Annotated in this window: 16 protein-coding genes, 1 other RNA gene and 1 pseudogene; 14 read left to right on the plus strand and 4 right to left on the minus strand. The window is 66.3% G+C overall.

All coding sequences use genetic code 11. The features are described 5' to 3' along the window. Positions 1 to 160: 160 nt before the first annotated feature. Positions 161 to 1,000: a DUF1203 domain-containing protein gene (locus G4Q83_RS23260; protein ID WP_246432336.1), complete on the plus strand. Its 840-nt coding sequence runs from the start codon at positions 161 to 163 to the stop codon at positions 998 to 1,000. Here the strand turns inward: G4Q83_RS23260 and G4Q83_RS09730 are convergent. Together G4Q83_RS09730 and G4Q83_RS09735 are read right to left on the minus strand one after the other, a co-directional pair. Further along, the gene (locus G4Q83_RS09730) at positions 997 to 2,496 is read right to left on the minus strand and encodes an aldehyde dehydrogenase (protein WP_128419545.1); all 1,500 of its coding nucleotides are present in this window, start codon (positions 2,494 to 2,496) and stop codon (positions 997 to 999) included. The two genes, G4Q83_RS23260 and G4Q83_RS09730, sit on opposite strands and share 4 nt — an antisense overlap. 100 nt (positions 2,497 to 2,596) lie before the next feature. Continuing rightward, a complete protein-coding gene (locus G4Q83_RS09735) occupies positions 2,597 to 3,145 on the minus strand; it encodes a cupin domain-containing protein (RefSeq protein ID WP_128419544.1) in 549 nt (182 codons plus the stop codon). A gap of 246 nt (positions 3,146 to 3,391) precedes the next feature. On the opposite strand from G4Q83_RS09735, the gene aptA reads away from it, so the two are divergent. From aptA to G4Q83_RS09785, 10 genes and pseudogenes are all read left to right on the plus strand, one after another. Continuing rightward, complete coding sequence (aptA, locus tag G4Q83_RS09740) at positions 3,392 to 4,780, plus strand: omega-aminotransferase AptA (RefSeq protein WP_425480291.1); 1,389 nt, start codon at positions 3,392 to 3,394, stop codon at positions 4,778 to 4,780. A 76-nt stretch (positions 4,781 to 4,856) separates the two neighbouring features. Further along, entirely contained in the window at positions 4,857 to 6,161 is a 1,305-nt protein-coding gene (gene ald, locus G4Q83_RS09745) for an alanine dehydrogenase (RefSeq protein ID WP_246432337.1), read from the plus strand. A gap of 25 nt (positions 6,162 to 6,186) precedes the next feature. Continuing rightward, positions 6,187 to 7,488, plus strand: coding sequence for a DUF445 domain-containing protein (locus G4Q83_RS09750; RefSeq protein WP_386273382.1), 1,302 nt, complete (start codon positions 6,187 to 6,189; stop codon positions 7,486 to 7,488). A 173-nt stretch (positions 7,489 to 7,661) separates the two neighbouring features. Beyond that, positions 7,662 to 11,759 (plus strand): annotated as a pseudogene (locus G4Q83_RS09755) (CHASE domain-containing hybrid sensor histidine kinase/response regulator). A gap of 159 nt (positions 11,760 to 11,918) precedes the next feature. Beyond that, complete coding sequence (locus tag G4Q83_RS09760; RefSeq protein WP_246432338.1) at positions 11,919 to 12,302, plus strand: site-specific integrase; 384 nt, start codon at positions 11,919 to 11,921, stop codon at positions 12,300 to 12,302. Positions 12,303 to 12,381: 79 nt separating this feature from the next. Next, positions 12,382 to 12,733: a transfer-messenger RNA gene (gene ssrA, locus G4Q83_RS09765) on the plus strand. A gap of 162 nt (positions 12,734 to 12,895) precedes the next feature. Then, entirely contained in the window at positions 12,896 to 14,137 is a 1,242-nt protein-coding gene (locus tag G4Q83_RS09770) for a tyrosine-type recombinase/integrase (RefSeq protein WP_128419542.1), read from the plus strand. A 105-nt stretch (positions 14,138 to 14,242) separates the two neighbouring features. After that, positions 14,243 to 14,434 (plus strand): AbiTii domain-containing protein, encoded by a 192-nt coding sequence (locus tag G4Q83_RS24560; protein WP_425509771.1) that lies wholly within the window; start codon positions 14,243 to 14,245, stop codon positions 14,432 to 14,434. Positions 14,435 to 14,487: 53 nt separating this feature from the next. Beyond that, positions 14,488 to 15,471 (plus strand): IS5 family transposase, encoded by a 984-nt coding sequence (locus tag G4Q83_RS09780; RefSeq protein ID WP_185817191.1) that lies wholly within the window; start codon positions 14,488 to 14,490, stop codon positions 15,469 to 15,471. Positions 15,472 to 15,600: 129 nt separating this feature from the next. Continuing rightward, positions 15,601 to 16,296 carry an AbiTii domain-containing protein gene (locus tag G4Q83_RS09785; protein WP_128422005.1) on the plus strand — a complete coding sequence of 232 codons (696 nt, stop codon included), beginning with the start codon at positions 15,601 to 15,603 and terminating at the stop codon, positions 16,294 to 16,296. A gap of 114 nt (positions 16,297 to 16,410) precedes the next feature. Here the strand turns inward: G4Q83_RS09785 and G4Q83_RS09790 are convergent, their stop codons facing one another. Continuing rightward, the gene (locus G4Q83_RS09790) at positions 16,411 to 17,394 is read right to left on the minus strand and encodes an IS5 family transposase (RefSeq protein WP_185817191.1); all 984 of its coding nucleotides are present in this window, start codon (positions 17,392 to 17,394) and stop codon (positions 16,411 to 16,413) included. A gap of 200 nt (positions 17,395 to 17,594) precedes the next feature. Here G4Q83_RS09790 and G4Q83_RS09795 point away from each other — a divergent pair, with 200 nt between their 5' ends. Further along, entirely contained in the window at positions 17,595 to 18,383 is a 789-nt protein-coding gene (locus G4Q83_RS09795) for a TIR domain-containing protein (RefSeq protein ID WP_128421963.1), read from the plus strand. A gap of 1,116 nt (positions 18,384 to 19,499) precedes the next feature. Here G4Q83_RS09795 and G4Q83_RS09800 read toward each other — a convergent pair. Continuing rightward, positions 19,500 to 20,483, minus strand: coding sequence for an IS5 family transposase (locus G4Q83_RS09800; RefSeq protein WP_185817191.1), 984 nt, complete (start codon positions 20,481 to 20,483; stop codon positions 19,500 to 19,502). Positions 20,484 to 20,791: 308 nt separating this feature from the next. Between G4Q83_RS09800 and G4Q83_RS09805 the strand changes: the two genes are divergently transcribed. Next, positions 20,792 to 21,205, plus strand: a complete 414-nt coding sequence (locus tag G4Q83_RS09805) for a hypothetical protein (protein ID WP_128421904.1) — start codon at positions 20,792 to 20,794, stop codon at positions 21,203 to 21,205. Positions 21,206 to 21,750: 545 nt separating this feature from the next. After that, positions 21,751 to 22,431, plus strand: a complete 681-nt coding sequence (locus G4Q83_RS23265) for a hypothetical protein (protein WP_246432339.1) — start codon at positions 21,751 to 21,753, stop codon at positions 22,429 to 22,431. The last annotated feature ends 39 nt before the right edge of the window (positions 22,432 to 22,470 follow it).

Genomic DNA, 22,470 nt, shown 5'->3' on the forward strand with positions numbered 1-22,470 from the left:
GTCGCCTGCAGCCGGCGTGGTGCCTGGTCGAGACCGCGCGCGTGCGGCGGCGTGCCGCCGGCGCCGCTCGCCTCGACCGGCGCCTGCCGTGTCCGAATTCGGCCAGCGCGCGACCGCGGCGGCACTCATGCTACGCCCTCGATCTTCTCCTGGAACGCACATGTCCAGCTTCCGCTGCATCGGCCTGTCCGCCGCGCCGTTCGCGCCGCTGTTCGACCTCGACGACACCCAACTGCACGCGCACGGCGCGCGCCGCGTCCATGCCGACCAGTCGCCGGGCTTCCCGTGCCGGGTCAGCCTGGAAGACGCGCGACCCGGCGAGGAACTGTTGCTGCTGCACTACCGGCACCAGCCGGCGGACACGCCCTACCGCGCCGCCGGGCCGATCTACGTGCGCCGCCATGCGCAGACCGCGGCGACGGTGCCGGACCAGGTGCCCGCCGCGATCCGCCGGCGCCTGCTCTCGCTGCGCGGCTACGACGCCGCCGACATGCTGATCGCCGCCGACGTGCACGCCGGCGAAACGATCGCAGCCGCGATCGTGAAAGCCTTCGCCGATCCGCAAGTGCGCTACCTGCATCTGCACCATGCGCGCCAGGGCTGTTTCGCCTGCCGCGTGGAGCGGGTCGGACTCGGGACTCGGGACTCGGGACTCGGGACTCGGGACTCGGGACTCGGGACTCGGGACTCGGGACTCGGGACTCGGGACTCGGGACTCGGGACTCGGGACTCGGGACTCGGGACTCGGGACTCGGGACTCGGGACTCGGGACTCGGGACTCGGGACTCGGGACTCGGGACGGCAGGGTGTCGTCCAAGGGCAAATCGCTGTCAAGCGATTTGACGAAAAAATCGCCAAATTCTTGGAGACAAAAGCAGCTTTTTTGCAATTTAAGCCATGCCGCTTTTCTGCAGGAGGGGCTTCAGCCCTCCTGCAGAAAAGCGAAGATGCAGCGCACTCGCGACCATCCCCCGGTCCCCAGTCCCCAGTCCCGAACTAAACCAAATTGATCCAGGTCGCCTTCATCTCGGTGTACTTGTCGAACGCATGCAGCGACTTGTCGCGGCCGTTGCCCGATTGCTTGTAGCCGCCGAACGGGGCGGTCATGTCGCCGCCGTCCCAGTAGTTGACCCACACGCTGCCGGCGCGCAGCTTGCGCGCCACCCGGTGCGCGCGGCCGATGTCGCGGGTCCACACGCCCGCGGCCAGACCGTAGTCGCTGTCGTTGGCCATGCGCAGCGCATGCGCTTCGTCGTCGAAGGCGATCACCGACAGCACCGGGCCGAAGATCTCCTCGCGGGCGATGGTGTGCTCGTGGCCGACCTCGTCGAAGATGGTCGGCTCCACGTAGCAGCCGCCGGCGACCACCTCCACGCGCTTGCCGCCGAGCAGCAGCCGCGCGCCTTCCTCGTTGCCGCGCGCGATGTAGTCGAGCACGCGGTGGGTCTGCGCCTGGTCCACCAGCGCGCCCATCGCCGCGTCGTCGTCGAACGGATGCCGCGGCTGCAGGGTGCGCCCGGCGGCGACCACGCGGGCCACGAAGTCGTCTTTGATCGCGCGTTCCACCAAGAGCCGCGACGCCGCGGTGCAGACCTCGCCCTGGTTGTAGAAGATCGCGCCGGCCGCGGCCTGCGCCGCCTGCTCCAGATCCGGCGCGTCGGCGAACACCAGGTTCGGGCTCTTGCCGCCGCACTCCATGTAGGCGCGTTTCATGTTCGACAGCCCGGCGCATTGCAGCAGCCGCTTGCCGACCGCGGTGGAACCGGTGAACACCAGCCCGTCCACGTCCATGTGCAGGGCCAGCGGCTCGCCGGCGCCCTTGCCGAACCCCGGCACTACGTTGAACACGCCGTCGGGAATGCCGGCCTCGGCCACCAGTTCGGCCAGGCGCAGCGCGCTCAGCGGCGATTTCTCCGAGGGCTTGAGCACCACCGAATTGCCCGCCGCCAGCGCCGGGGCGATCTTCCACGCGGCCATCAGCAGCGGGAAATTCCACGGCACGATCGCGCCGACCACGCCCAGCGGCTCGCGCGTGATCAGGCCCAGTTCGTCCTGCCCGGTCGGCGCCACTTCGCCGTAGAGCTTGTCCAGCGCCTCGCCGGTCCAGGCCAGGCAGCGCACCGTGGCGGCCACGTCCACGCTGCGCGCGTCGCGCACCGGCTTGCCCATGTCCAGCGATTCCAGCAGCGCCAGTTCGTCGGCGTGGCGTTCGACCAGTTGCGCCAGCTTCAGCAGGGTCTTCTTGCGCTGCGCCGGCTTGGCCTGCGACCAGTGCCCGGCATCGAAGCTGCGCCGCGCCGCGGCGACCGCGCGGTCGATGTCCTCGGCCTCGCCCTCGGCGACCTGGCCGAGCAGGCGGCCGTCGATCGGGCTGATGCAGCCGAAGGTCTTGCCGCTGGCCGCATCGACGTAGCGGCCGTCGATGAAGGCCTGGGTGCGCAGGCGCAGCGCGTCGGCCATCGCCTGCCATGCATCGCGGGTGCGGGGTGCGGTCATCGGAAGCTCCGGGTCGGAAGGAAGGAACGGATCTGCGGGTCGTTCTATGGGTCGTGCGGCCGCGGCGGGGCGGGAGCGCGCGCAGCGGCGCGGGCGGCGCTCAGAACGTGGCCGGGGTATTGGCGCTGACGATCACCACCGCGTCGCTGCCGACGTTGCGGAACCGGTGCGGCACCCGGCTTTCGAAATAGTATCCCTCGCCGGCACGCAGCACGCGCACCTGCGCACCGACGGTGATCTCCACCTCGCCGGCCACCACCACCCCGCCTTCCTCGCCTTCGTGCACCAGCATCGCGGTGCCGGTGTCGCTGCCAGGCGGCATCACCTCGCGCAGGATGCACATCTGCCGCTGCGGACGATGGCCGCCGACCAGGTAGTAGTGGATGCCGTCGCTGCCCATGTCGGGCAGTTCGTCGGCGCCATAGAACGGCGCATCGGCCGGTCCGATCTGCAGGTTCTGGGTGAAGAAATCGGCGAGCGAGATCGGGATGCCGTCCAGCACCTTCTTCAGCGAACTCACCGAGGGGCTGACCTTGTTCTGCTCGATCAGCGAGATGGTGCTGTTGGTCACGCCCACCCGCTTGGCCAGCTCGCGCTGGCTCAGCCCGTGGGCGGTGCGAACCCGGTGCAGGCGGGCGCCGATATCCATCGCGGGATGAGAAGAGCCTGGATGGTGTTGCCGGATACTTTACACACCCGGTCCTGGCGGTCAATTTGCCGATGCGCCGCGCGCGGCCGCCGGCGTGCCCGCCCGACGGACGCGGCGCGACGCTGTTCGCCCACTCCTGCGCGGCGAACCGGCCTGCAGTGCGGGCGGCTGCCCGGGCACCGCCGCGCGCGCCGGCGCCGCAACCGCAGGCGCGGTTGGTGTAAAGTTTTTTCAACACCCCCTCGCGTGGAGCCCGTGATGCGCCCTCAGCCGCCCCCCTCCTCCCAGGCGCTGGCCGACCACTACGCCACCCAGGCCACGCAGGCGCCGGACGGCATGGACGCGTTCTGGATGCCGTTCACCGCCAACCGCCAGTTCAAGGCGCGGCCGCGCCTGCTGGCCTCGGCCGAAGGCATGTACTACCGCAGCGTGGACGGGCGCCGGATCCTCGACGGCACCGCCGGGCTGTGGTGCTGCAATGCCGGGCACGCGCGGCCGCGCATCGTCGAGGCGGTGTCCCGGCAGATCGCCACGCTGGATTTCGCGCCGACCTTCCAGATGGGCTCGCCGCTGCCGTTCGTGCTCGCCGAGCGCCTGGTCGAACTGGCCCCGCCCGGCCTGGACCATGTGTTCTATACCAACTCCGGCTCCGAGTCGGTGGACACCGCGATGAAGATCGCCCTGGCCTACCACCGCGCCCGCGGCGAGGGCCAGCGCACCCGCTTCATCGGCCGCGAGAAGGGCTACCACGGGGTCGGTTTCGGCGGCATCTCGGTCGGCGGGCTGCCCAACAACCGCAAATGGTTCGGCCCGCTGCTGCCGGGCGTGGACCACCTGCGGCATACCCTGGACATCGAGCGCAACGCGTTCTCGCAGGGGCTGCCGGCGCACGGCGTGGAGCTGGCCGAGGATCTGGAGCGGCTGGTCGCGCTGCACGACGCCTCGACCATCGCCGCGGTCATCCTCGAGCCGATCTCCGGCTCGGCCGGCGTGGTGCTGCCGCCGCTCGGCTATCTGCAGCGCATCCGCGAGCTGTGCGACAAGCACGGCATCGTGCTGATCTTCGACGAGGTGATCACCGGCTACGGCCGCGTCGGCAAGGCCTTCGCCGCGCAGCGCTTCGGCGTGACCCCGGACCTGCTCACCACCGCCAAGGGCCTGACCAACGGCTGCGTGCCGATGGGCGCGGTGTTCGTCTCGCATGCCATCCACGACGCCTTCGCCCACGGTCCGGCCGGCGCCATCGACCTGTTCCACGGCTACACCTACTCCGGCCATCCGCTGGCCTGCGCCGCGGCGCTGGCGACGCTGGACACCTATGCCGAAGAGAACCTGTTCGACCAGGCGATCGAACTGGGTGGCTACTGGCAGCAGGCGATCCATGTGCTGAAGGACTTGCCGCACGTCGTCGACATCCGCAATTTCGGCCTGATCGGCGCGATCGAACTGGCGCCGCGCAAGGATGCGCCCGGCGCGCGCGCCTACGCGATCTTCGAGCGCTGCTTCCACGACGCCGGCCTGCTGATCCGCGTCACCGGCGACACCATCGCGCTGTCGCCGCCGCTGATCGTGGAGCGCGAACACATCGACCGCATCTTCGCGGTGCTGGCCGACATGATCCGCAGCACGCCCTGATCCCCGCCTTGTTCCAACTCGCCCACCCAACCCGCTCCGCGCTCCCCACGCGCGCCGCTCGCCTGGAGAACCGCTCATGCTGGTCGGCGTCCCGAAAGAGATCAAGAACCACGAGTACCGGATCGGGCTGACCCCGGCCGGGGTCCGCGAACTGGTGCTGCACGGTCACCAGGTGCTGGTGCAGCGCGACGGCGGCCAGGCTATCGGCCTGACCGACGCGGACTACGAACGCGCCGGCGCGCGCCTGGCCGACGACGCGGCCAGCGTGTTCGCGCAGGCCGACATGATCGTCAAGGTCAAGGAACCGCAGCAGCAGGAGTGCGCGCTGCTGCGCCCGGGGCAGTTGCTGTTCGCCTACCTGCACCTGGCGCCCGATCCGGCGCAGGCCAATGCGCTGCTGCGCTCCGGCTGCACCGCGATCGCCTACGAGACCGTCAGCGACGGCCACGGCGGCTTGCCGCTGCTGGCGCCGATGAGCGAAGTGGCCGGGCGCATGGCGATCCAGGCCGGCGCGCACGCGCTGGAGAAGGCGCAGGGCGGCTGCGGGGTGCTGCTCGGCGGCGTGCCCGGGGTCGCGCCGGCGCAGGTGCTGGTGATCGGCGGCGGCGTGGTCGGCATCAACGCCGCGCGCATGGCGATGGGCCTGCACGCGCGGGTGACGGTGCTGGACCGGTCGCTGGCACGGCTCAAGTATCTCGACGAGCTGTACGGCCACCAGCTGACCACGCTGTATTCCACCCGCGATGCAATCGAGCAGTGCCTGCCGCACAGCGACCTGGTGATCGGCGCGGTGCTGATCCCCGGCGCCGCCGCGCCCAAGCTGGTGTCGCGCGCGCAGCTGGCGCTGCTGCGGCCTGGCTCGGTGCTGGTGGACGTGGCGATCGACCAGGGCGGCTGCTTGGAGACCAGCCGTCCCACCACACACCAGCAGCCGACCTACGAGGTCGACGGCATCGTCCACTACTGCGTGGCCAACATGCCCGGCGGCGTGGCGCGCACCTCCACCTTCGCCTTGACCAACGCCACCTTGCCATTCGTGCTGCAGCTGGCCGGGCACGGCCTGCAGGCGCTGCGGACGACCAGGACCTGCGCAACGGCCTCAACGTGCACGCCGGCAGGCTCACCCACCGCGCGGTGGCGCAGGCGCTGGGCGCGGATTACGTGCGGCCGCTGGACGCGCTGGGCTGACGCTGCGGTCCCAGCCTGCCCGAGGACCAACAGCGGGCTACGGCCATCGCCGGCAAGGACGAACTCAAGCAGGCGGCCAAGCGCGCGACCGCCACGCCGCAGCGGTGCATCGGCCGCGCTGTCGGGGACGCGCCGCTCGCCACTGCCCGCCGCGCATGCGCGCCATCCCCGCCGCGCGATGAAATCCGCCTAACCCGCCGCTGCGTACACTTGCCGGCATGACCGTTTCCCTGGATCCGTCGATGCCGCCCGATCCGCGCCGCGCGCAGCTGCGGCGCATGAAGCTGCTGGCCGCGCTGCTGCTGCTGGCGATGCTGGCCGGCTTCCTGCTCAGCCACGTGATGGGCATGCACGGCGCCTGGGCCTGGATCGGCGCGTTCTGCGAGGCGGCCACGGTCGGCGCGCTGGCGGACTGGTTCGCGGTGGTGGCGCTGTTCCGCCATCCGCTGGGATTGCCGATCCCGCATACCGCGATCGTTCCGCACGGCAAGGCGCGCATCGCCGACAGCCTGGCGGTGTTCGTGCGCGACCATTTCCTGGAACCGGTGACGCTGCTGTCCAAGCTCAGTGCGTTCGATCCCGCCGCGCGGCTGGGCCAGTGGCTGGCCGAACCGGCACAGGCCGGCAAGCTTGCCGAACTGGCGCGCGGTTGGGCGCTGCAGGCACTGGACCTGCTCGACGAGGCCGCGGTGCGGCGCCGCATCCACGGGTTCGTGGTGGCGCGCCTGCACGAATGGAACGCGGCCGCGACCGCCGGCGAGATCCTCGGCCTGCTCACCGCCGACGGCCGCCACCAGGCGCTGCTCGACGAAGCGCTGACCCGGCTCGGCCGGCACCTGGACGACGCGGCGGTGAAACAGCGCGTGTCGGCGATGATCGTCAAGTACGCGCGCCGCGAATGGCCCAAGCTGGTCGGCACGGTGGAATGGGTCAAGCCGGTGGAAGGCATCGCCGACACCCTCGCCGAGCGCCTGGCGCATGCGTTGCTGGACGAACTGCAGGACGTGCTGTCGCAGCCGCAGCATCCGCTGCGCCAGGACTACGAGCGCTGGCTCGGCGGCTACGTGCAACGGCTGCGCAGCGATCCCGCCACCGCCGACAGGCTGCAGGCGATGAAGCAACGTCTGATCGAGCATCCCGGCGTGCAGGACTACGTGCAGGGCCTGTGGGACCAGGTCCACGCCAGCCTGCGCGAGGACCTGTCGCGCAGCGACGGCGTGCTGGTGCAGCACTTGCAGCGTTCGCTGGGCGCGCTCGGGGAATCGCTGTCCCAGGACGGCGCGCTGCGCGCCGCGCTCAACCAGCACCTGCTCGGCGGCGCGGAGAAGCTGACCCAGCGCCTGCGCAGCGGCGTCACCGAGCACATCGCGCAGACAGTGAAAGGCTGGGACGAGCGCCATCTGGTCGAGCAACTGGAATTGAGTGTCGGCCGCGACCTGCAGTACATCCGCTTCAACGGCACCCTGGTCGGCGGATTGATCGGGGTGACGCTGCACGCAATCGTCACGCCGATTCAATGAAGGTCTAGGATCGCCGCCGCAACGCAACGCGGAGCCGGTGCAGCGATGGCGCTTGTGCCCACGTGAGGCGCGCGGCCTGCCGGGCCGCCGCTTGCAACGGTGAAAGCCATCCCGTAAGGACCGGAAGGACACCGATGCCTGCGCATCGCAACGTTCGCAAAGAGAAGGGGTTCATGTCGAAGATGCGCTGGACAGCCGCCACCGGTTCCGGCCGCGCGGCGGTGATCGCCGCAGTCGTGGTGCTGCTGCTGGGAATGCTGGCCGCGGCGCTGGTCGCCGACAGCCTGCACCGGCACAACCGCCAGGAAGCCCGGGCCCGCTTCCAGCAGCTGACCACGCACGTCGCCCGCGATCTGCAGCAGCGCCTGGACATCTACGAGCTCGGATTGCGCGGCGCGCGCGGCGCAGTGATCGCCGCGGGCGGCGACCGCATCTCGCGCGAGCGTTTCGACCGCTACAGCGATTCGCGCGAGTACCGGCGCGAGTTCCCCGGCGTGCGCGGCTTCGGCTACGTGCAGCGGGTGGCGCCGGCCGACGAGGCCGCGTTCCTGCAGCAGGCGCGCAGCGACGGCGCGCCGTCGCTGCGGATCCAGCAGATGAAGCCGCATGCCGGCGACCGCTTCGTGATCCTGTACATCCAGCCGCTATGGCTCAACAACCCGGCGCAAGGCTTCGACATCGGCTCGGAGCCGGCGCGGCGCCGCGCCGCGATCGCCGCGGCGATGTCCGGCAAACCCACCATCACCCCGCCAGTGCGGCTGGTGCAGACCCCCGGCGTCGGCACCAGCGGCTTCCTGCTGCTGCTGCCGGTATACCACGAGAACCTGCCGCTGCAGACCCCGCAGCAGCGTTGGCAGGCCACCACCGGCTGGGCCTACGCGCCGCTCACCATCGCCGAGGTGCTGGCCTCCTCCCCCGACCACAGCAGCAACGTGCAGTTGACCCTGGCCGACAGCGAAAACAGGGCGCGGCCGTTCTACCGCGACGGCGACGAGGCGGCCCCGCCGCCGTCGCTCGCGGGCTTGCGCGCCATGCGCAGCCTGCCGGTGTACGGCCGCCACTGGCTGCTCGACGCGCAGGCGACGCCGGAGTTCCTGCGCTCGCTCAACCAGACCTCGCCGCCGCTGGCCGCGGCGCTGGTCGGCGGCATCTCCCTGCTGCTGGCCGCGCTGCTGTACCTGTACCTGACCGGCCGCCATCGCCGCGACCTGATCCTGCGCAAGCAGACCCAACTGGCCGCACTGGTCGGCAATTCCAACGAAGCGATCGTGGCCGAGAGCGCGGATGGCCGCATCACCCACTGTAATCCGGCGGCCGAGCGCATCTTCGGCCACCCGTCGGCGCGGGCCATCGGCCAGCCGCTGCAGGACCTGCTCGGCGCGCAGGTGCGCGATCCCGCCGACGGCGGGCAGGTGCGGCGACTGCGGCATCGCGATGGTCACCACGTCGGCGTGCTGGCCAGTGTCTCGCCGATCCTGGACAGCGATGGCCGTGTGGTCGGCCACTCGCACCTGCTGCACGACGTCTCCGAACGGATGCGCGCCTAAGCGCGCGTGCTGGAGCTCAACGCCACCCTGGAACAGCAGGTGGCGCAGCGCACCGGCGAACTGGTCGCCTATTCGGCGCTGCAGCGCGCGATCCTGGCCAATGCCGGCTACGCGATCGTCGCCACCGATCCGGACGGCACCATCACGCTGTTCAATCCCGCCGCCGAGACCATGCTCGGCTACCCCGCGCACAAGATGATCGGGCGCAAGGCCACCGGCCTGTTCCTGGACCCGGTGCAGCTCGCCAGCCGCGCCGAGAGCATGTCCGCGCAGTCGGGCATGGTGGTGGCGCCGACGTTCGAGTCGGTGGCGGCGCTGTCCACGCTCGGACGCAGCGACACCCGCGAATGGACCTACGTCAGCAAGGACGGCCGCCGGTTCCCGGTGCTGCTGACCCTGAGCACGCTGCGCGACGACGACGAACGGGGGCTCGGCTATCTCGGCATCGCGGTCGACCTGACCGAGCGGAAGCGCCACGAGCGCGAACTGCGCCTGGCGATCGACGCGGCGGAAACCGCCAACCAGTCCAAGAGCGATTTCCTGGACAACGTGAGCCACGAGATCCGCACGCCGATGAACACGATCCTGGGCATGCTGTACCTGTTGCAGCACAGCGAGCTGCCGCAGGCGGCCAAGGACACGATCCAGAAGATCGACAACGCGGCGCGCGGGCTGCTGGAGATCATCAACGACATCCTCGACTTCTCCAAGATCGAGTCCGGGCGCATCGACCTGGAGTCGGAACCGTTCGACCTGAACCAGCTGCTGGAGAACATCGCCGCACTGATGACCTCGGCGATCAGCGCCAAGCCGGTGGAGATGATCGTCGAGCCGTTGCCGGCCGGATGCCGCTGGTTCAAGGGCGACGCGCTGCGCCTGAACCAGGTGCTGATCAACCTGGTCGGCAACGCCATCAAGTTCACCGAGCAGGGGGAAGTGGCGCTGTCGGTGCGCGGCTTCCCCAGCGGCGAGCCCGGCAAGACCAAGCTGTTCTTCTCCGTGCGCGACACCGGCATCGGCATCGCGCGCGAGAAGCAGAGCCTGATCTTCTCGCCGTTCCTGCAGGCCGACACCTCCACCAGCCGCCGCTATGGCGGCAGCGGCCTGGGTCTGACCATCAGCCGGCGCCTGGTGGAACTGATGGGCGGCCAGCTCGAGGTGCAGAGCATCCCCGGCCGCGGCAGCGATTTCTATTTCGCGATCAGCTTCCCGGTGCTGCCGGCGCCGGCCGCCGAGGTGGAACATCCGGAGCCGCGCCGGGTGCTGATCGCCGACGACCACGATCTGGTGCGCAGCAACCTGGCCAGCATCGCCCGCGGCCTCGGCTGGCAGGTCGAAGCGGTGGCCAGCGGCACCGCGGCGCTCGCCGCGGCGAATCCGGAACACGACGGCTTCGACGCGATCCTGCTCGACTGGCGCATGCCCGACCTGGACGGGCTGAGCGTGGCCAAGCGCATCCGCGCGCAATCGGCGCCGCAGCGGCAGCCGATCATCGCCATGGTCGCCGCCTACGAGCGCCGCCTGCTGGAAGAGCAGCAGGCCCCCGGCGACGTGGACGCGGTGATCACCAAGCCGGTCACCGCTTCGGCGCTTTACCGCACCATCGCCACCTTGCTGGCGCGCCGCCGCGACGACGGCCCGTCGCCCCTGCTCAGCGGCGACGGCGCGCCGCGCCTGGCCGGTGCCCGGCTGCTGGTGGTCGACGACAGCGACATCAACTGCGAGGTCGCGCAGCGCATCCTCGAGGGCGAAGGTGCCCTGGTGGAACTGGCGCACGACGGCGAGCAAGCGCTGCAGCGGCTGCAGCGCGACCCCAGCGGCTTCCAACTGGTGCTGATGGACGTGCAGATGCCGACCCTGGACGGCTACGAGGCCACCCGCCAGTTGCGAGCCGATCCGCGCCTGACCGACCTGCCGGTGATCGCACTGACCGCCGACGCCTACCGCCAGCAGCAGGAACTGGCGCTGTCCAGCGGCATGAACGGCTTCGTCGCCAAGCCGTTCCAGGTCGAGCAGCTGATCGCGATCATCCGCCAGTTCCTGCCCTTGCGCGCGCCGCGGTCGGCGCCGCTCGAGCCGGCGCCCACGCCGACGCCGGCAGCGGCCGGCGACGCCTGACCCGGCGCAGAGTCGGAACTGCTCGACGCCGCACAGGCACGGCGCCTGCGGACCGAACCGGCGCCCTACCAGCGCTCCCTGCCCAAGCTGTTGCAGGAGAACCCCCATCCGGCGGCGACGCTGCAGGCGCTGCTGGACCCGGACCAGCCGGCGCCGGCGATCTCCTACGTGCACAAGCTGCGCGGCTCTGCCGGTTCGCTGGCGCTGCCGGTGCTGGTCGCGGCCAGCGCGGCGCTGGAGGAACGGCTGAGCGAGGCGCCGACGCAGGCCGGCGCCGCGATCGCGGCCCTGGGCACGGCCATGGCCGCCACCGCCATGGCGATCCAGCGCTTCGTGGCGCAGGCCGAGGACCTGGCAGACGCGGTGCCGGCGGCCACGGCCCAGGATGCCGACACCGCCTCCGCAGTCCCGCTGCAGGACCAGTTGCAGCAACGGCTGCAGGCCCTGGACGGCGACGACCCCGACCGCGTCGAGGGGGTGCTGCACGGCCTGGCGCCGTCGCTGCCCGCGGCGATGGCGGCGGACCTGCGGCAACTGGTGGAGAATCTTTCCTTCCGCGAGGCGGAGGCTAGAGTCAGGCGCTGGCAGGCCGATGCAACCCGATAGCATCCGCCGCCCCGCCACGCGATCCAGATGCGGGGCATGGCCGGCCACTCCACTACAGCGACACGGACACCGGCACCCATATCTGGCGCATGGCGGCCTACGCGCGCGTGGGTGATGGGCAGGATGAAGGCACCTAAGACCGAGGCTGGCGTGCGGGTCGTGGAGCTGTTGGCGCTGGCGATCGCCGTCCTGAAGGCCCAGCGCGCACGCACGGCCCTGGCCGGCGAGTTCATCTTCCACGATCCGCGCACCGGCGCGCGGTGGGGCTCGGACCAGAGCCTGCGCGACGGCGACTGGCAGCGCGTCCTGCGCCGCGCCGGCGGGCGGTACCGCGACCGGTACCAGATGCGGCACTCCTTCGCGGGCCAGGCGCTCAGCGCCGGCGAGAACATCATGTGGGTCGCCAAGCAGATGGGGCACCGGGACTGGACCATCACCGCAAAGAAGTACGCGCGTTGGATTCCCTCGATCGTGCCGGACGCCGGCAGCAAGGTGGCCACGCTCTGGACGCCCGAAAGTGACGATTCATCGGAAGTCGCGTAGGATGCGACTTGCAAAGCAGGCTCCCGGTCAGTTTTTGGTCAGTTCACCGGCGGGGAGCCTTGGAACGCTTGAAGAAACCGGGGGTGCACTGGTTTCGACGGGGGTTGCAAAATCGCTTGGCGCATGCCGAGGGGGCAGCTTTCCTCGTAAATCCAGCCGCAAACTTATAGTTGCCAACGACGACAACTACGCACTGGTCGCTTAAGGCCTAGCCCCGAAATCGCTTGTGTCCGTGCTCGCGACGTAGGGTCATTATCACGGAATCGCCGGTGGTGGCTGCCTGTCAGCCATTGGCTAAATGAAACAAGCTGGTCCTGGGATGCGCTTCGCACATCGTGCTGTTCCGGGATGAGATCCAACGATGAGCTAAGCATGTAGTGCCGGGGATGGAGTGCCTTCGGACGGCGGTTCGATTCCGCCCACCTCCACCATACGAAGGTCTGAGAAGGACCATGAAAGGCCGGGAATCCCTTGGAATACAAGGCTCCCGGCCTTTTTTATGTCCAGTGCAGTCTGGACGAGCCTCTTGAAATCCGGATACGGGAGGCGGTAAGAATGGCGGTAACAGACCTGCCGTCAAATCAGTTACCGCCATGCCTCGTACCGTTGCCCCGCTCACCGATACCGCCATCCGCAAGGCCAAACCCGGCCCCAAGCCCATCAAGCTTCGAGACGGTGGCGGCCTGTACGTCCAGCTCAATCCGGACAGCTCGCGGTGGTGGCGATGGGACTACCGCCGACCCGTGACCGGGAAGCGCAACACACTCAGCTTGGGCACCTACCCCGACGTTTCGCTGGCCGACGCACGCGGCCGCCAAGCCGACGCTCGCCGGTTGCTGGCGGCAGGCATCGACCCCGGCGAACACAGGAAGGCCGCAAAGGTCGCCGGGGTGGAAAAGGCCGCCAACAGCTTCGAGGTGGTGGCCCGCGAATGGCTGGGCAAGCAGACGTGGAAAGAGGGATACCGGGTGAAGGTCGTTGCCTGGATGGCGAACGACGTCTATCCCTGGATCGGCGCACGCCCCATCGCGGACATTTCCGCCCCGGAATTCCTGCGAGTCCTCCGGCGAGTGGAGGAGCGCGGAGCGGTCGAGTCTGCCCATCGCATCATGCAGAACTGCGGTCAGATCATGCGGTATGCGATTGCGACAGGACGGGCGGAACGCAATCCCGTAGCGGACCTGCGGGGCGCTCTTGCCGCTCCTGCTGAGAAACACCATGCCGCGATCACCGATCCAGCAGAGCTCGGAGGGCTACTTAGGGCTATCCGTTCGTACACAGGGGATGCCACGACTCGCGCCGCGCTGCGGCTCGCCGGGCTCGTGTTCGTGCGCCCAGGTGAACTCAGGCACGCCGAGTGGTCGGAGATCGACCTCGAAAAGGCCGAATGGAATATCCCGGCTCACAAGATGAAGATGCGGGAACCTCACTTGGTTCCCCTGTCAGCGCAGGCCGTCGAGCTGCTGCGCGAGCTTCAACCCTTAACGGGACACCGCCAGTACGTGTTCACCAGCGGTCGCTCGGCTCTTCGCCCCTTGAGCGAGAACGCCATCACCGCTGCCCTGCGGCGCATGGGGTTCGATAAGGACACCATGACGGGCCATGGGTTCCGCGCTACTGCACGCACCCTGTTAGATGAGGTGCTGGGCTGGCGGCCAGACCTAATCGAGCATCAACTGGCACATGCCGTCCGTGACCCCAATGGGCGAGCCTACAACCGTACCAGTCACTTACCAGAGCGCCGGAAGATGATGCAAGCATGGGCAGACTATCTAGATGTGTTGGGAGCAGACAAGGGAAACGTCGTTGTGCCGATTGCTTCACGGGCGGCCTGATCGATCTCTGCCCCTCCCCCCTCATCTCAGCACTCCTACATCCGTGCAGATGCGAGGACCGCCTGTTGACAGTAAGATGCATTATCCAATCGACGCGTGGGCCTTGTGGCAAGCTTGGTTTACCAACTCATAGAAGCAGCTACCGATCGGTCGGTCAGCGTCGATACCCTACTGCGGAGGGCGCTGGTCGCCAGCAAGCGGCTTGGTACGCCAGAGCTGATTCAGTGGATCGAATGTGAGCTCAAAGGATACGGGAGCGACGAGCTTCCGCCCTATAGGCTCCTAAGGATGGTCTGAACAACTCCCTCTGATCCTGCGACAATCGTACAAAGCCCAACAGGACAACGACGATGCAATTGTCTTTCGGCGACGCGGAGTACAACGGCAAGCGCAAGCAGACGCGGCGCGAAAGGTTGCTGGCCGAGATGGATCAGGTGGTGCCGTGGAAAGACCTGCTGGCGCTGATCGCGCCGCACTATCCGAAGTCGGGCCATCCGGGCCGTCAGCCGTACCCGCTGGAGACAATGCTGCGCATCCACTTTCTGCAGCAGTGGTACGCACTGAGCGACCCGGGCGCGGAAGAAGCCTTGTACGACACGGCGTCGATGCGCCGTTTCGCCAGGATCGGCGGGTTGGATGAGGTGCCGGACGAGACCACGATCCTCAACTTCCGCCGGTTGCTGGAGACGCACGATCTGGCGCGCACGCTGTTCAACCGGGTCAACGCGCACCTATCGCGCAAGGGCCAGAGCCTGCGCGGCGGCACCATCGTGGACGCCACGATCATTGCCGCGCCCAGCTCGACCAAGAACAAGAACGGCGAGCGCGACCCGGAAATGCACCAGACCAAGAAGGGCAATCAGTACTACTTCGGGATGAAAGCGCACATCGGCGTGGACGATGAGTCCGGGCTGGTGCACCACTTGGAATGCACGGCGGCCAACGCCGCAGATATCACCCAGGCGCACAAGCTGCTGCACGGCAAGGAAGACACGGTATGCGGCGACAGCGGCTACACCGGGCTGGCCAAGCGCGAGGAGATGGCGAGCAAGCGCAAGCTGCGCTATCTGATCGCGGAGAAGCCCTCGAAGCTGAAGCAGATCAAGAGCAAGCGCGAATTGAAGTGGGCACAGCGCTGGGAGCACGCCAAGGCCAGCCTGAGGGCGAAGGTGGAGCATCCGTTCCGGGTGATCAAGCGCCAGTTTGGCTACGTCAAGGTGCGCTATCGCGGCCTGGCGAAGAACACGGCGCAAGTGCTGACGCTGTTTGCGCTGTCGAACCTGTGGCTGAAGCGAAAGCAGTTGCTGCCTGTCGTGGGGAGGGTGTGCCTGTAATCCGGGAAATACCCCGGAAATGCGCCGGAAACGGCGAAAAACCGAGGGTCTGAGCGCCGTGGGCGTGGTCGATATGGCTTGCCTCATCCTCCGACCGCGTTGATCAGACTATCCCTAAAGGCTCAGGTCATGGTGCACAACCGCGTCAGAGGGCCAATTCCTTGGCAGATCACCCCAGGCCTAGAGTCGATTGCCGACCTGGGGGTAGGCAATTCCCTACCGGGGCTTTTGCATCTCATGGAGGGCAGCGGGAGGATTACATCAGACTTTCCGCCCGAGCAGGAAGCGATGCTTCTGGACTTAATGCAGTCCACGGTAGGCGTTCGTATGCGCCCCTTCCAAGTCATCTCCAAGCCTCAAATCGCAGGCATCGTAGAAGCCGTCCGCCAGAGGGTGTTGGACTGGCTGCTTGACTTAGAAGCGAAAGGCGTACTGGGCGAAGGCCTGTCATTCAACGAGCCGGGAAAGCAGATCGTGAGCCAGCAGAGCTACAATTTCCAAAACCTCACGAGCTCTCAGATTCAAATCAATACTGAGGGTTCACAGCAAAATCAAGGGCTGCACGACACTCCCGCGCTTGGCGCATTGATCAGGCTGCTGGAAGACGCGCTGAGGAACGACGTCGGCATACTCGACCCGACCGGAGAACTACGGGCGGACGTGCAGACCCTAAAAGCCCAAGCGTCATCCCCTAAGCCAAAGTGGGACATCATCAAAGCCACCGCGAAAAGCATGAAATCGGTACTCGAGAACGCCGCAGGCAGTGTCATCGCAGTGCAGGCAGCACCACTACTGGCGACAATTTTGAACTTTCCGCCAGGCTAGGGATAGTCTGATCAACGCGGTCGGAGGATGAGGCAAGCCATATCGACCACGCCCACGGCGCTCAGACCCTCGGTTTTTCGCCGTTTCCGGCGCATTTCCGGGGTATTTCCCGGATTACAGGCACACCCTCCCCACGACAGGCAGCAACTGCTTTCGCTTCAGCCACAGGTTCGACAGCGCAAACAGCGTCAGCACTTGCGCCGTGTTCTTCGCCAGGCCGCGATAGCGCACCTTGACGTAGCCAAACTGGCGCTTGATCACCCGGAACGGATGCTCCACCTTCGCCCTCAGGCTGGCCTTGGCGTGCTCCCAGCGCTGTGCCCACTTCAATTCGCGCTTGCTCTTGATCTGCTTCAGCTTCGAGGGCTTCTCCGCGATCAGATAGCGCAGCTTGCGCTTGCTCGCCATCTCCTCGCGCTTGGCCAGCCCGGTGTAGCCGCTGTCGCCGCATACCGTGTCTTCCTTGCCGTGCAGCAGCTTGTGCGCCTGGGTGATATCTGCGGCGTTGGCCGCCGTGCATTCCAAGTGGTGCACCAGCCCGGACTCATCGTCCACGCCGATGTGCGCTTTCATCCCGAAGTAGTACTGATTGCCCTTCTTGGTCTGGTGCATTTCCGGGTCGCGCTCGCCGTTCTTGTTCTTGGTCGAGCTGGGCGCGGCAATGATCGTGGCGTCCACGATGGTGCCGCCGCGCAGGCTCTGGCCCTTGCGCGATAGGTGCGCGTTGACCCGGTTGAACAGCGTGCGCGCCAGATCGTGCGTCTCCAGCAACCGGCGGAAGTTGAGGATCGTGGTCTCGTCCGGCACCTCATCCAACCCGCCGATCCTGGCGAAACGGCGCATCGACGCCGTGTCGTACAAGGCTTCTTCCGCGCCCGGGTCGCTCAGTGCGTACCACTGCTGCAGAAAGTGGATGCGCAGCATTGTCTCCAGCGGGTACGGCTGACGGCCCGGATGGCCCGACTTCGGATAGTGCGGCGCGATCAGCGCCAGCAGGTCTTTCCACGGCACCACCTGATCCATCTCGGCCAGCAACCTTTCGCGCCGCGTCTGCTTGCGCTTGCCGTTGTACTCCGCGTCGCCGAAAGACAATTGCATCGTCGTTGTCCTGTTGGGCTTTGTACGATTGTCGCAGGATCAGAGGGAGTTGTTCAGACCATCCCTAGGCCCCACCGTTGGGACCTTGGGTCTGAATTGCGGAGCTAGCTCGGCAGTGTTCTTCGGCGCAAGCACCTCCCACTTACACGCGCTGCCTCGTCTGCCTATCTGTTTTTTTCTACATGCAATCAGGGGGCTCCATGGATCGTTGCTTTGTAATTCAGCCATTCGACGGCGGCATCTTTGACAACAGGTTCGAAGACGTGTTTCAGCCTGCCCTGAGTGAAACGGGTTTAGAGGCCTACAGAGTCGACCGCGACCCAGGCGTGACGATCCCGATTCAGGACATTGAGACAGGCATAAGAGATGCGCGACTATGTCTTGCGGACATTTCTCTCGACAACCCCAATGTTTGGTTTGAGTTGGGCTATGCGCTCGCATCCAACAAGGAAGTCGTCCTACTCTGCTCTGACACGCGCCCGACGAAGTTCCCATTCGACGTTCAGCACCGGTCGATCATAAAATACAGCACTGGATCGCTGCGCGACTTCGAGGCTCTGAAAAAGAAGATCATCGACCGCGTGACCGCCATTCTCTCAAAAGAACGAGGGATGGAGACCATATCATCAGCGGTCGAAATCCCGAAGGTCGAGGGACTCGAACACCACGAGATAACTACTCTTGCGGCCATCGCTGGGACGGTCGCGTCTCTTGAAGAGAAAGCAGCTGTGCACCGCATCCGCAAGGATATGGAAAAGGCCGGATTCAACAACATTGCGACCATGCTGGCGCTAGGGAAACTTAAGAGCATCGGCCTGATTGACGAGGTATTCGAATCCGATCAGAACGGTTACGAATATGCTTGCTATGGCCTGAATAGCACCGGCTGGGACTGGATCAGGCACAATCAATCGCACTTCACCCTTAAGCGCCCACAGCGCCCGCTCCCGCCCCCAATGGATGATTTCCAAGACGACATCCCCTTCTAGCGCATTAATTTCGAAGGGGGAGAGTACCGTCTAGCACGGGACTCTCCCATCCGACTCAATGCGTGACGCGTAGGAGAGGCCCCTCTCCGCGCTCGATGAACATAAGCACCTTGCCCATTCCCACCACAGTGCACCATTGCGACTGACGCTCTATCCACATGCCCCGCTGATGAGCTACGGCGGGAAGTAGCGAGATGCGGGCACGGGTGAGCGGGAGACGGAACGACAGGCTGTAGAGAATCGACATACGGTAACCCTTGGTAGTGGATGGCAAGGTGACCAAATGCGGCCCCCTTGATTCAAGCATCGCCCACCTACCCCCACTTGCAGCAATCCCCCGTGCTAGCATTATTGCCACAGGGACGCCGGCACCTTCCCACAAGCGGGATTCATCTCGCTACAGGGAATCCAGTGCCGAATGCTGTAACCGCCCTCGACACGTTACGCGTTTACTCGGGCGGTAATTGATGAAGACTCGGCGGTACCCGATTGGGATGTCATGGCCTCAGCGTGCGCTTTCGCCGAGCCGTGCAACACTGCGAACTACTGATGGATACTCACACCCGACAGTTAGCTGACAGGCTCATTGCTTCCCTGATCGCCGAGAGTGCGACGATACATTCCACTCCGCACTGGAAGCCCTTTGCCTGCGCCGCAGGCATGTTTGGCACGGCCTTCCTACTCGCGGCCTGCCTCGTCTAGTCTTGCCCCGCCTGTACCTGTGAAAGGCGCGGAGTACATCGACCGGTCTCCCCACATTCGGCCGCGCGCTCTCGGGGCGGCCCCTACCTCCTATCGCCCATCCAGGAGGGACCGCACACCCGAGCGGTCAAACTATTGCCTTGGGCTGATCGCGGAGACCGAGGCCACCCGGAGGGTGCCCACGTCGCTTATAGGCTGGGGTTGCATTGGGTCAGAGGGGCGGGACAGGACGACCTCTAACCGCTCTCGGTCCCCATGGCTTGCCGCCGTGTCTTCCACAATGGCGCTCGCTCCACCTAGGGATAGTCTGATCAACGCGGTCGGAGGATGAGGCAAGCCATATCGACCACGCCCACGGCGCTCAGACCCTCGGTTTTTCGCCGTTTCCGGCGCATTTCCGGGGTATTTCCCGGATTACAGGCACACCCTCCCCACGACAGGCAGCAACTGCTTTCGCTTCAGCCACAGGTTCGACAGCGCAAACAGCGTCAGCACTTGCGCCGTGTTCTTCGCCAGGCCGCGATAGCGCACCTTGACGTAGCCAAACTGGCGCTTGATCACCCGGAACGGATGCTCCACCTTCGCCCTCAGGCTGGCCTTGGCGTGCTCCCAGCGCTGTGCCCACTTCAATTCGCGCTTGCTCTTGATCTGCTTCAGCTTCGAGGGCTTCTCCGCGATCAGATAGCGCAGCTTGCGCTTGCTCGCCATCTCCTCGCGCTTGGCCAGCCCGGTGTAGCCGCTGTCGCCGCATACCGTGTCTTCCTTGCCGTGCAGCAGCTTGTGCGCCTGGGTGATATCTGCGGCGTTGGCCGCCGTGCATTCCAAGTGGTGCACCAGCCCGGACTCATCGTCCACGCCGATGTGCGCTTTCATCCCGAAGTAGTACTGATTGCCCTTCTTGGTCTGGTGCATTTCCGGGTCGCGCTCGCCGTTCTTGTTCTTGGTCGAGCTGGGCGCGGCAATGATCGTGGCGTCCACGATGGTGCCGCCGCGCAGGCTCTGGCCCTTGCGCGATAGGTGCGCGTTGACCCGGTTGAACAGCGTGCGCGCCAGATCGTGCGTCTCCAGCAACCGGCGGAAGTTGAGGATCGTGGTCTCGTCCGGCACCTCATCCAACCCGCCGATCCTGGCGAAACGGCGCATCGACGCCGTGTCGTACAAGGCTTCTTCCGCGCCCGGGTCGCTCAGTGCGTACCACTGCTGCAGAAAGTGGATGCGCAGCATTGTCTCCAGCGGGTACGGCTGACGGCCCGGATGGCCCGACTTCGGATAGTGCGGCGCGATCAGCGCCAGCAGGTCTTTCCACGGCACCACCTGATCCATCTCGGCCAGCAACCTTTCGCGCCGCGTCTGCTTGCGCTTGCCGTTGTACTCCGCGTCGCCGAAAGACAATTGCATCGTCGTTGTCCTGTTGGGCTTTGTACGATTGTCGCAGGATCAGAGGGAGTTGTTCAGACCATCCCTAGGTCCCCGGCTTTGGGTTTCGCCATCAACATTGGGCAAAGGCTCGAGCCCCGCGCATCGGCGGTCCGATTTCAGTAGTCATCATCGGGGGACGCTGGCGCACCGCCACAGAGCGTCTCGGATTAAGTCGTCATCATCGAGGGAAGGCAACTACCCCTCCCCACTCTCAATCTCCAGTGCTGGGCGTCCGGGCCTCGGCGGCCTAGCGCTGCGCGCTTACTAGACTGCATAGGAACCTAACCATGAAGAAGATCAACCAACCCGAGCGATTCTTGGATGAAGACGGGCGTGCCCTCGTTCGCCTGCAAGTCAGCGGAAGCGATAGCCCAGCGGTAACCGAGGCTACGCTGTGGGACAACGCCTGTGCCCGCTACGCCCTCACGGGGGCCGTGTACCTGAACAGTGACGGGAAGGGGCACGAGTACGCCATGGTGACCGTTCCAGGCAGCGGGGGACACACCCCCCTCGCCCGACTGCTGCTTGGCCGCCCCAAGGGTTACCGAGTGCGCTACAACGACGGTGACCGCCTCAATCTGCTGCCGGAGAATCTGCGCCTTCATGCGCCATGGGCGGACGCCAGTACGGCCAAGGCCGCTCTCGCAGCACTTCTCGACGCAGTCCGCAGCCCTGGCGCGGCAGTGGCGACATACGCATGACGTCGCCCCATGCCCCAGCAGGTCACCCACCGAAAGTGGTCTATCGGCGCGTTGCATTGGCTGTCTCCGCCTTCGACCATATCAAAGCGTGGCAGCGATGGATTGAACAGCAGGAAGGGCGACGCCTGAGTAACGGCGAGCTGATTGACCGCTTGGTGTTGTCGGTCCCGCTGCCCTCCCTCTCCGGTCGCTGATCCGGCGCGAGACGAGATCGAGACCCCCTTGACAGGGCTGCTACCCTAGTAACTATAGATATACATATAGTTCTATTCAGAACTACTCATAGTTATTCATCGACAAGGATAGCTATAGTTCCACCTGACGAATCCTTGGGTTGACCCTATGTCCTCCTAGGCCCACTCGTCCGCCTCTTCCGGCATCGCAACGGCTCCGTTTCTCCGAGCCGATCTTGTCCTTGATATGCCGTCGCCCAAACAGGGCGAACTACGGCACCCGCCCCCACTACCCAATCGCACGCTATCGAACTGAGCCCTCTGGCCTCGGTTGCTTTGCCGTGCCTCACCCTGTTGAAGGAGATGCCCCGCATGTTCGAGAACCTTCCCGGCGCTGACGAGACCAAGCTCGCGCCTGTGCGCCAACAGTCCGTCGTGGATGCCGTCCGCGAGAACAAAGCAGCCCGCGAGGAAGCGCAGCGCCGGAAGGACCAGACAACGGTGTGGGATGGTATCGGTGCCGCGCAGGTAAAGGGCGGTATCGGCTTCATCGACCGCTTCGTCACCTCGCTCGGCTTCGAGCCTACCCCCGATTACCGCATCCCCACCGACGCGCGCAAGCGCTGGGAAGCTATGGGCATCCGTCCTGAGCAATGGGAGCTGTTCGGCAAGGCGACCTCCGACGAACACCTGGGCTACCTGGAGAGCATCGCGTTCCAGAACCAGATGGCCGACGAGGACCTCGCGCAGTTCGCCTTGGGCGGCCAGATTGCCTTGGGCCTCACCGACCCGGTCGCCGCGGGCATCGACCTGGCCTCCGGTGGTCTCGGCTATGCCGCCAAAGCAGGCCGCATCGGCAACATGGCTCGCTCCGGCATTCAGGCTGCGGGAACCTCTGCCCTGATGTCGGCGGCAACCGCCACCTACGACCCGGAGCAGACCTTGGCCGAGACTGTCCAAGGTGCAGCCCTTTCCTTCGCGTTCGCGGGAGCGCTGGGGGCACGGAGGGGGGCGTTCTACGACGGCGACGTTGACCCCAGCGCCGTGAAGTGACTCGCACTCGGTGATGACTCCCTGTCCGCAGCTCGCGTG

It is taken from the genome of Xanthomonas theicola (genome assembly GCF_014236795.1).
Taxonomy (GTDB): domain Bacteria; phylum Pseudomonadota; class Gammaproteobacteria; order Xanthomonadales; family Xanthomonadaceae; genus Xanthomonas_A; species Xanthomonas_A theicola.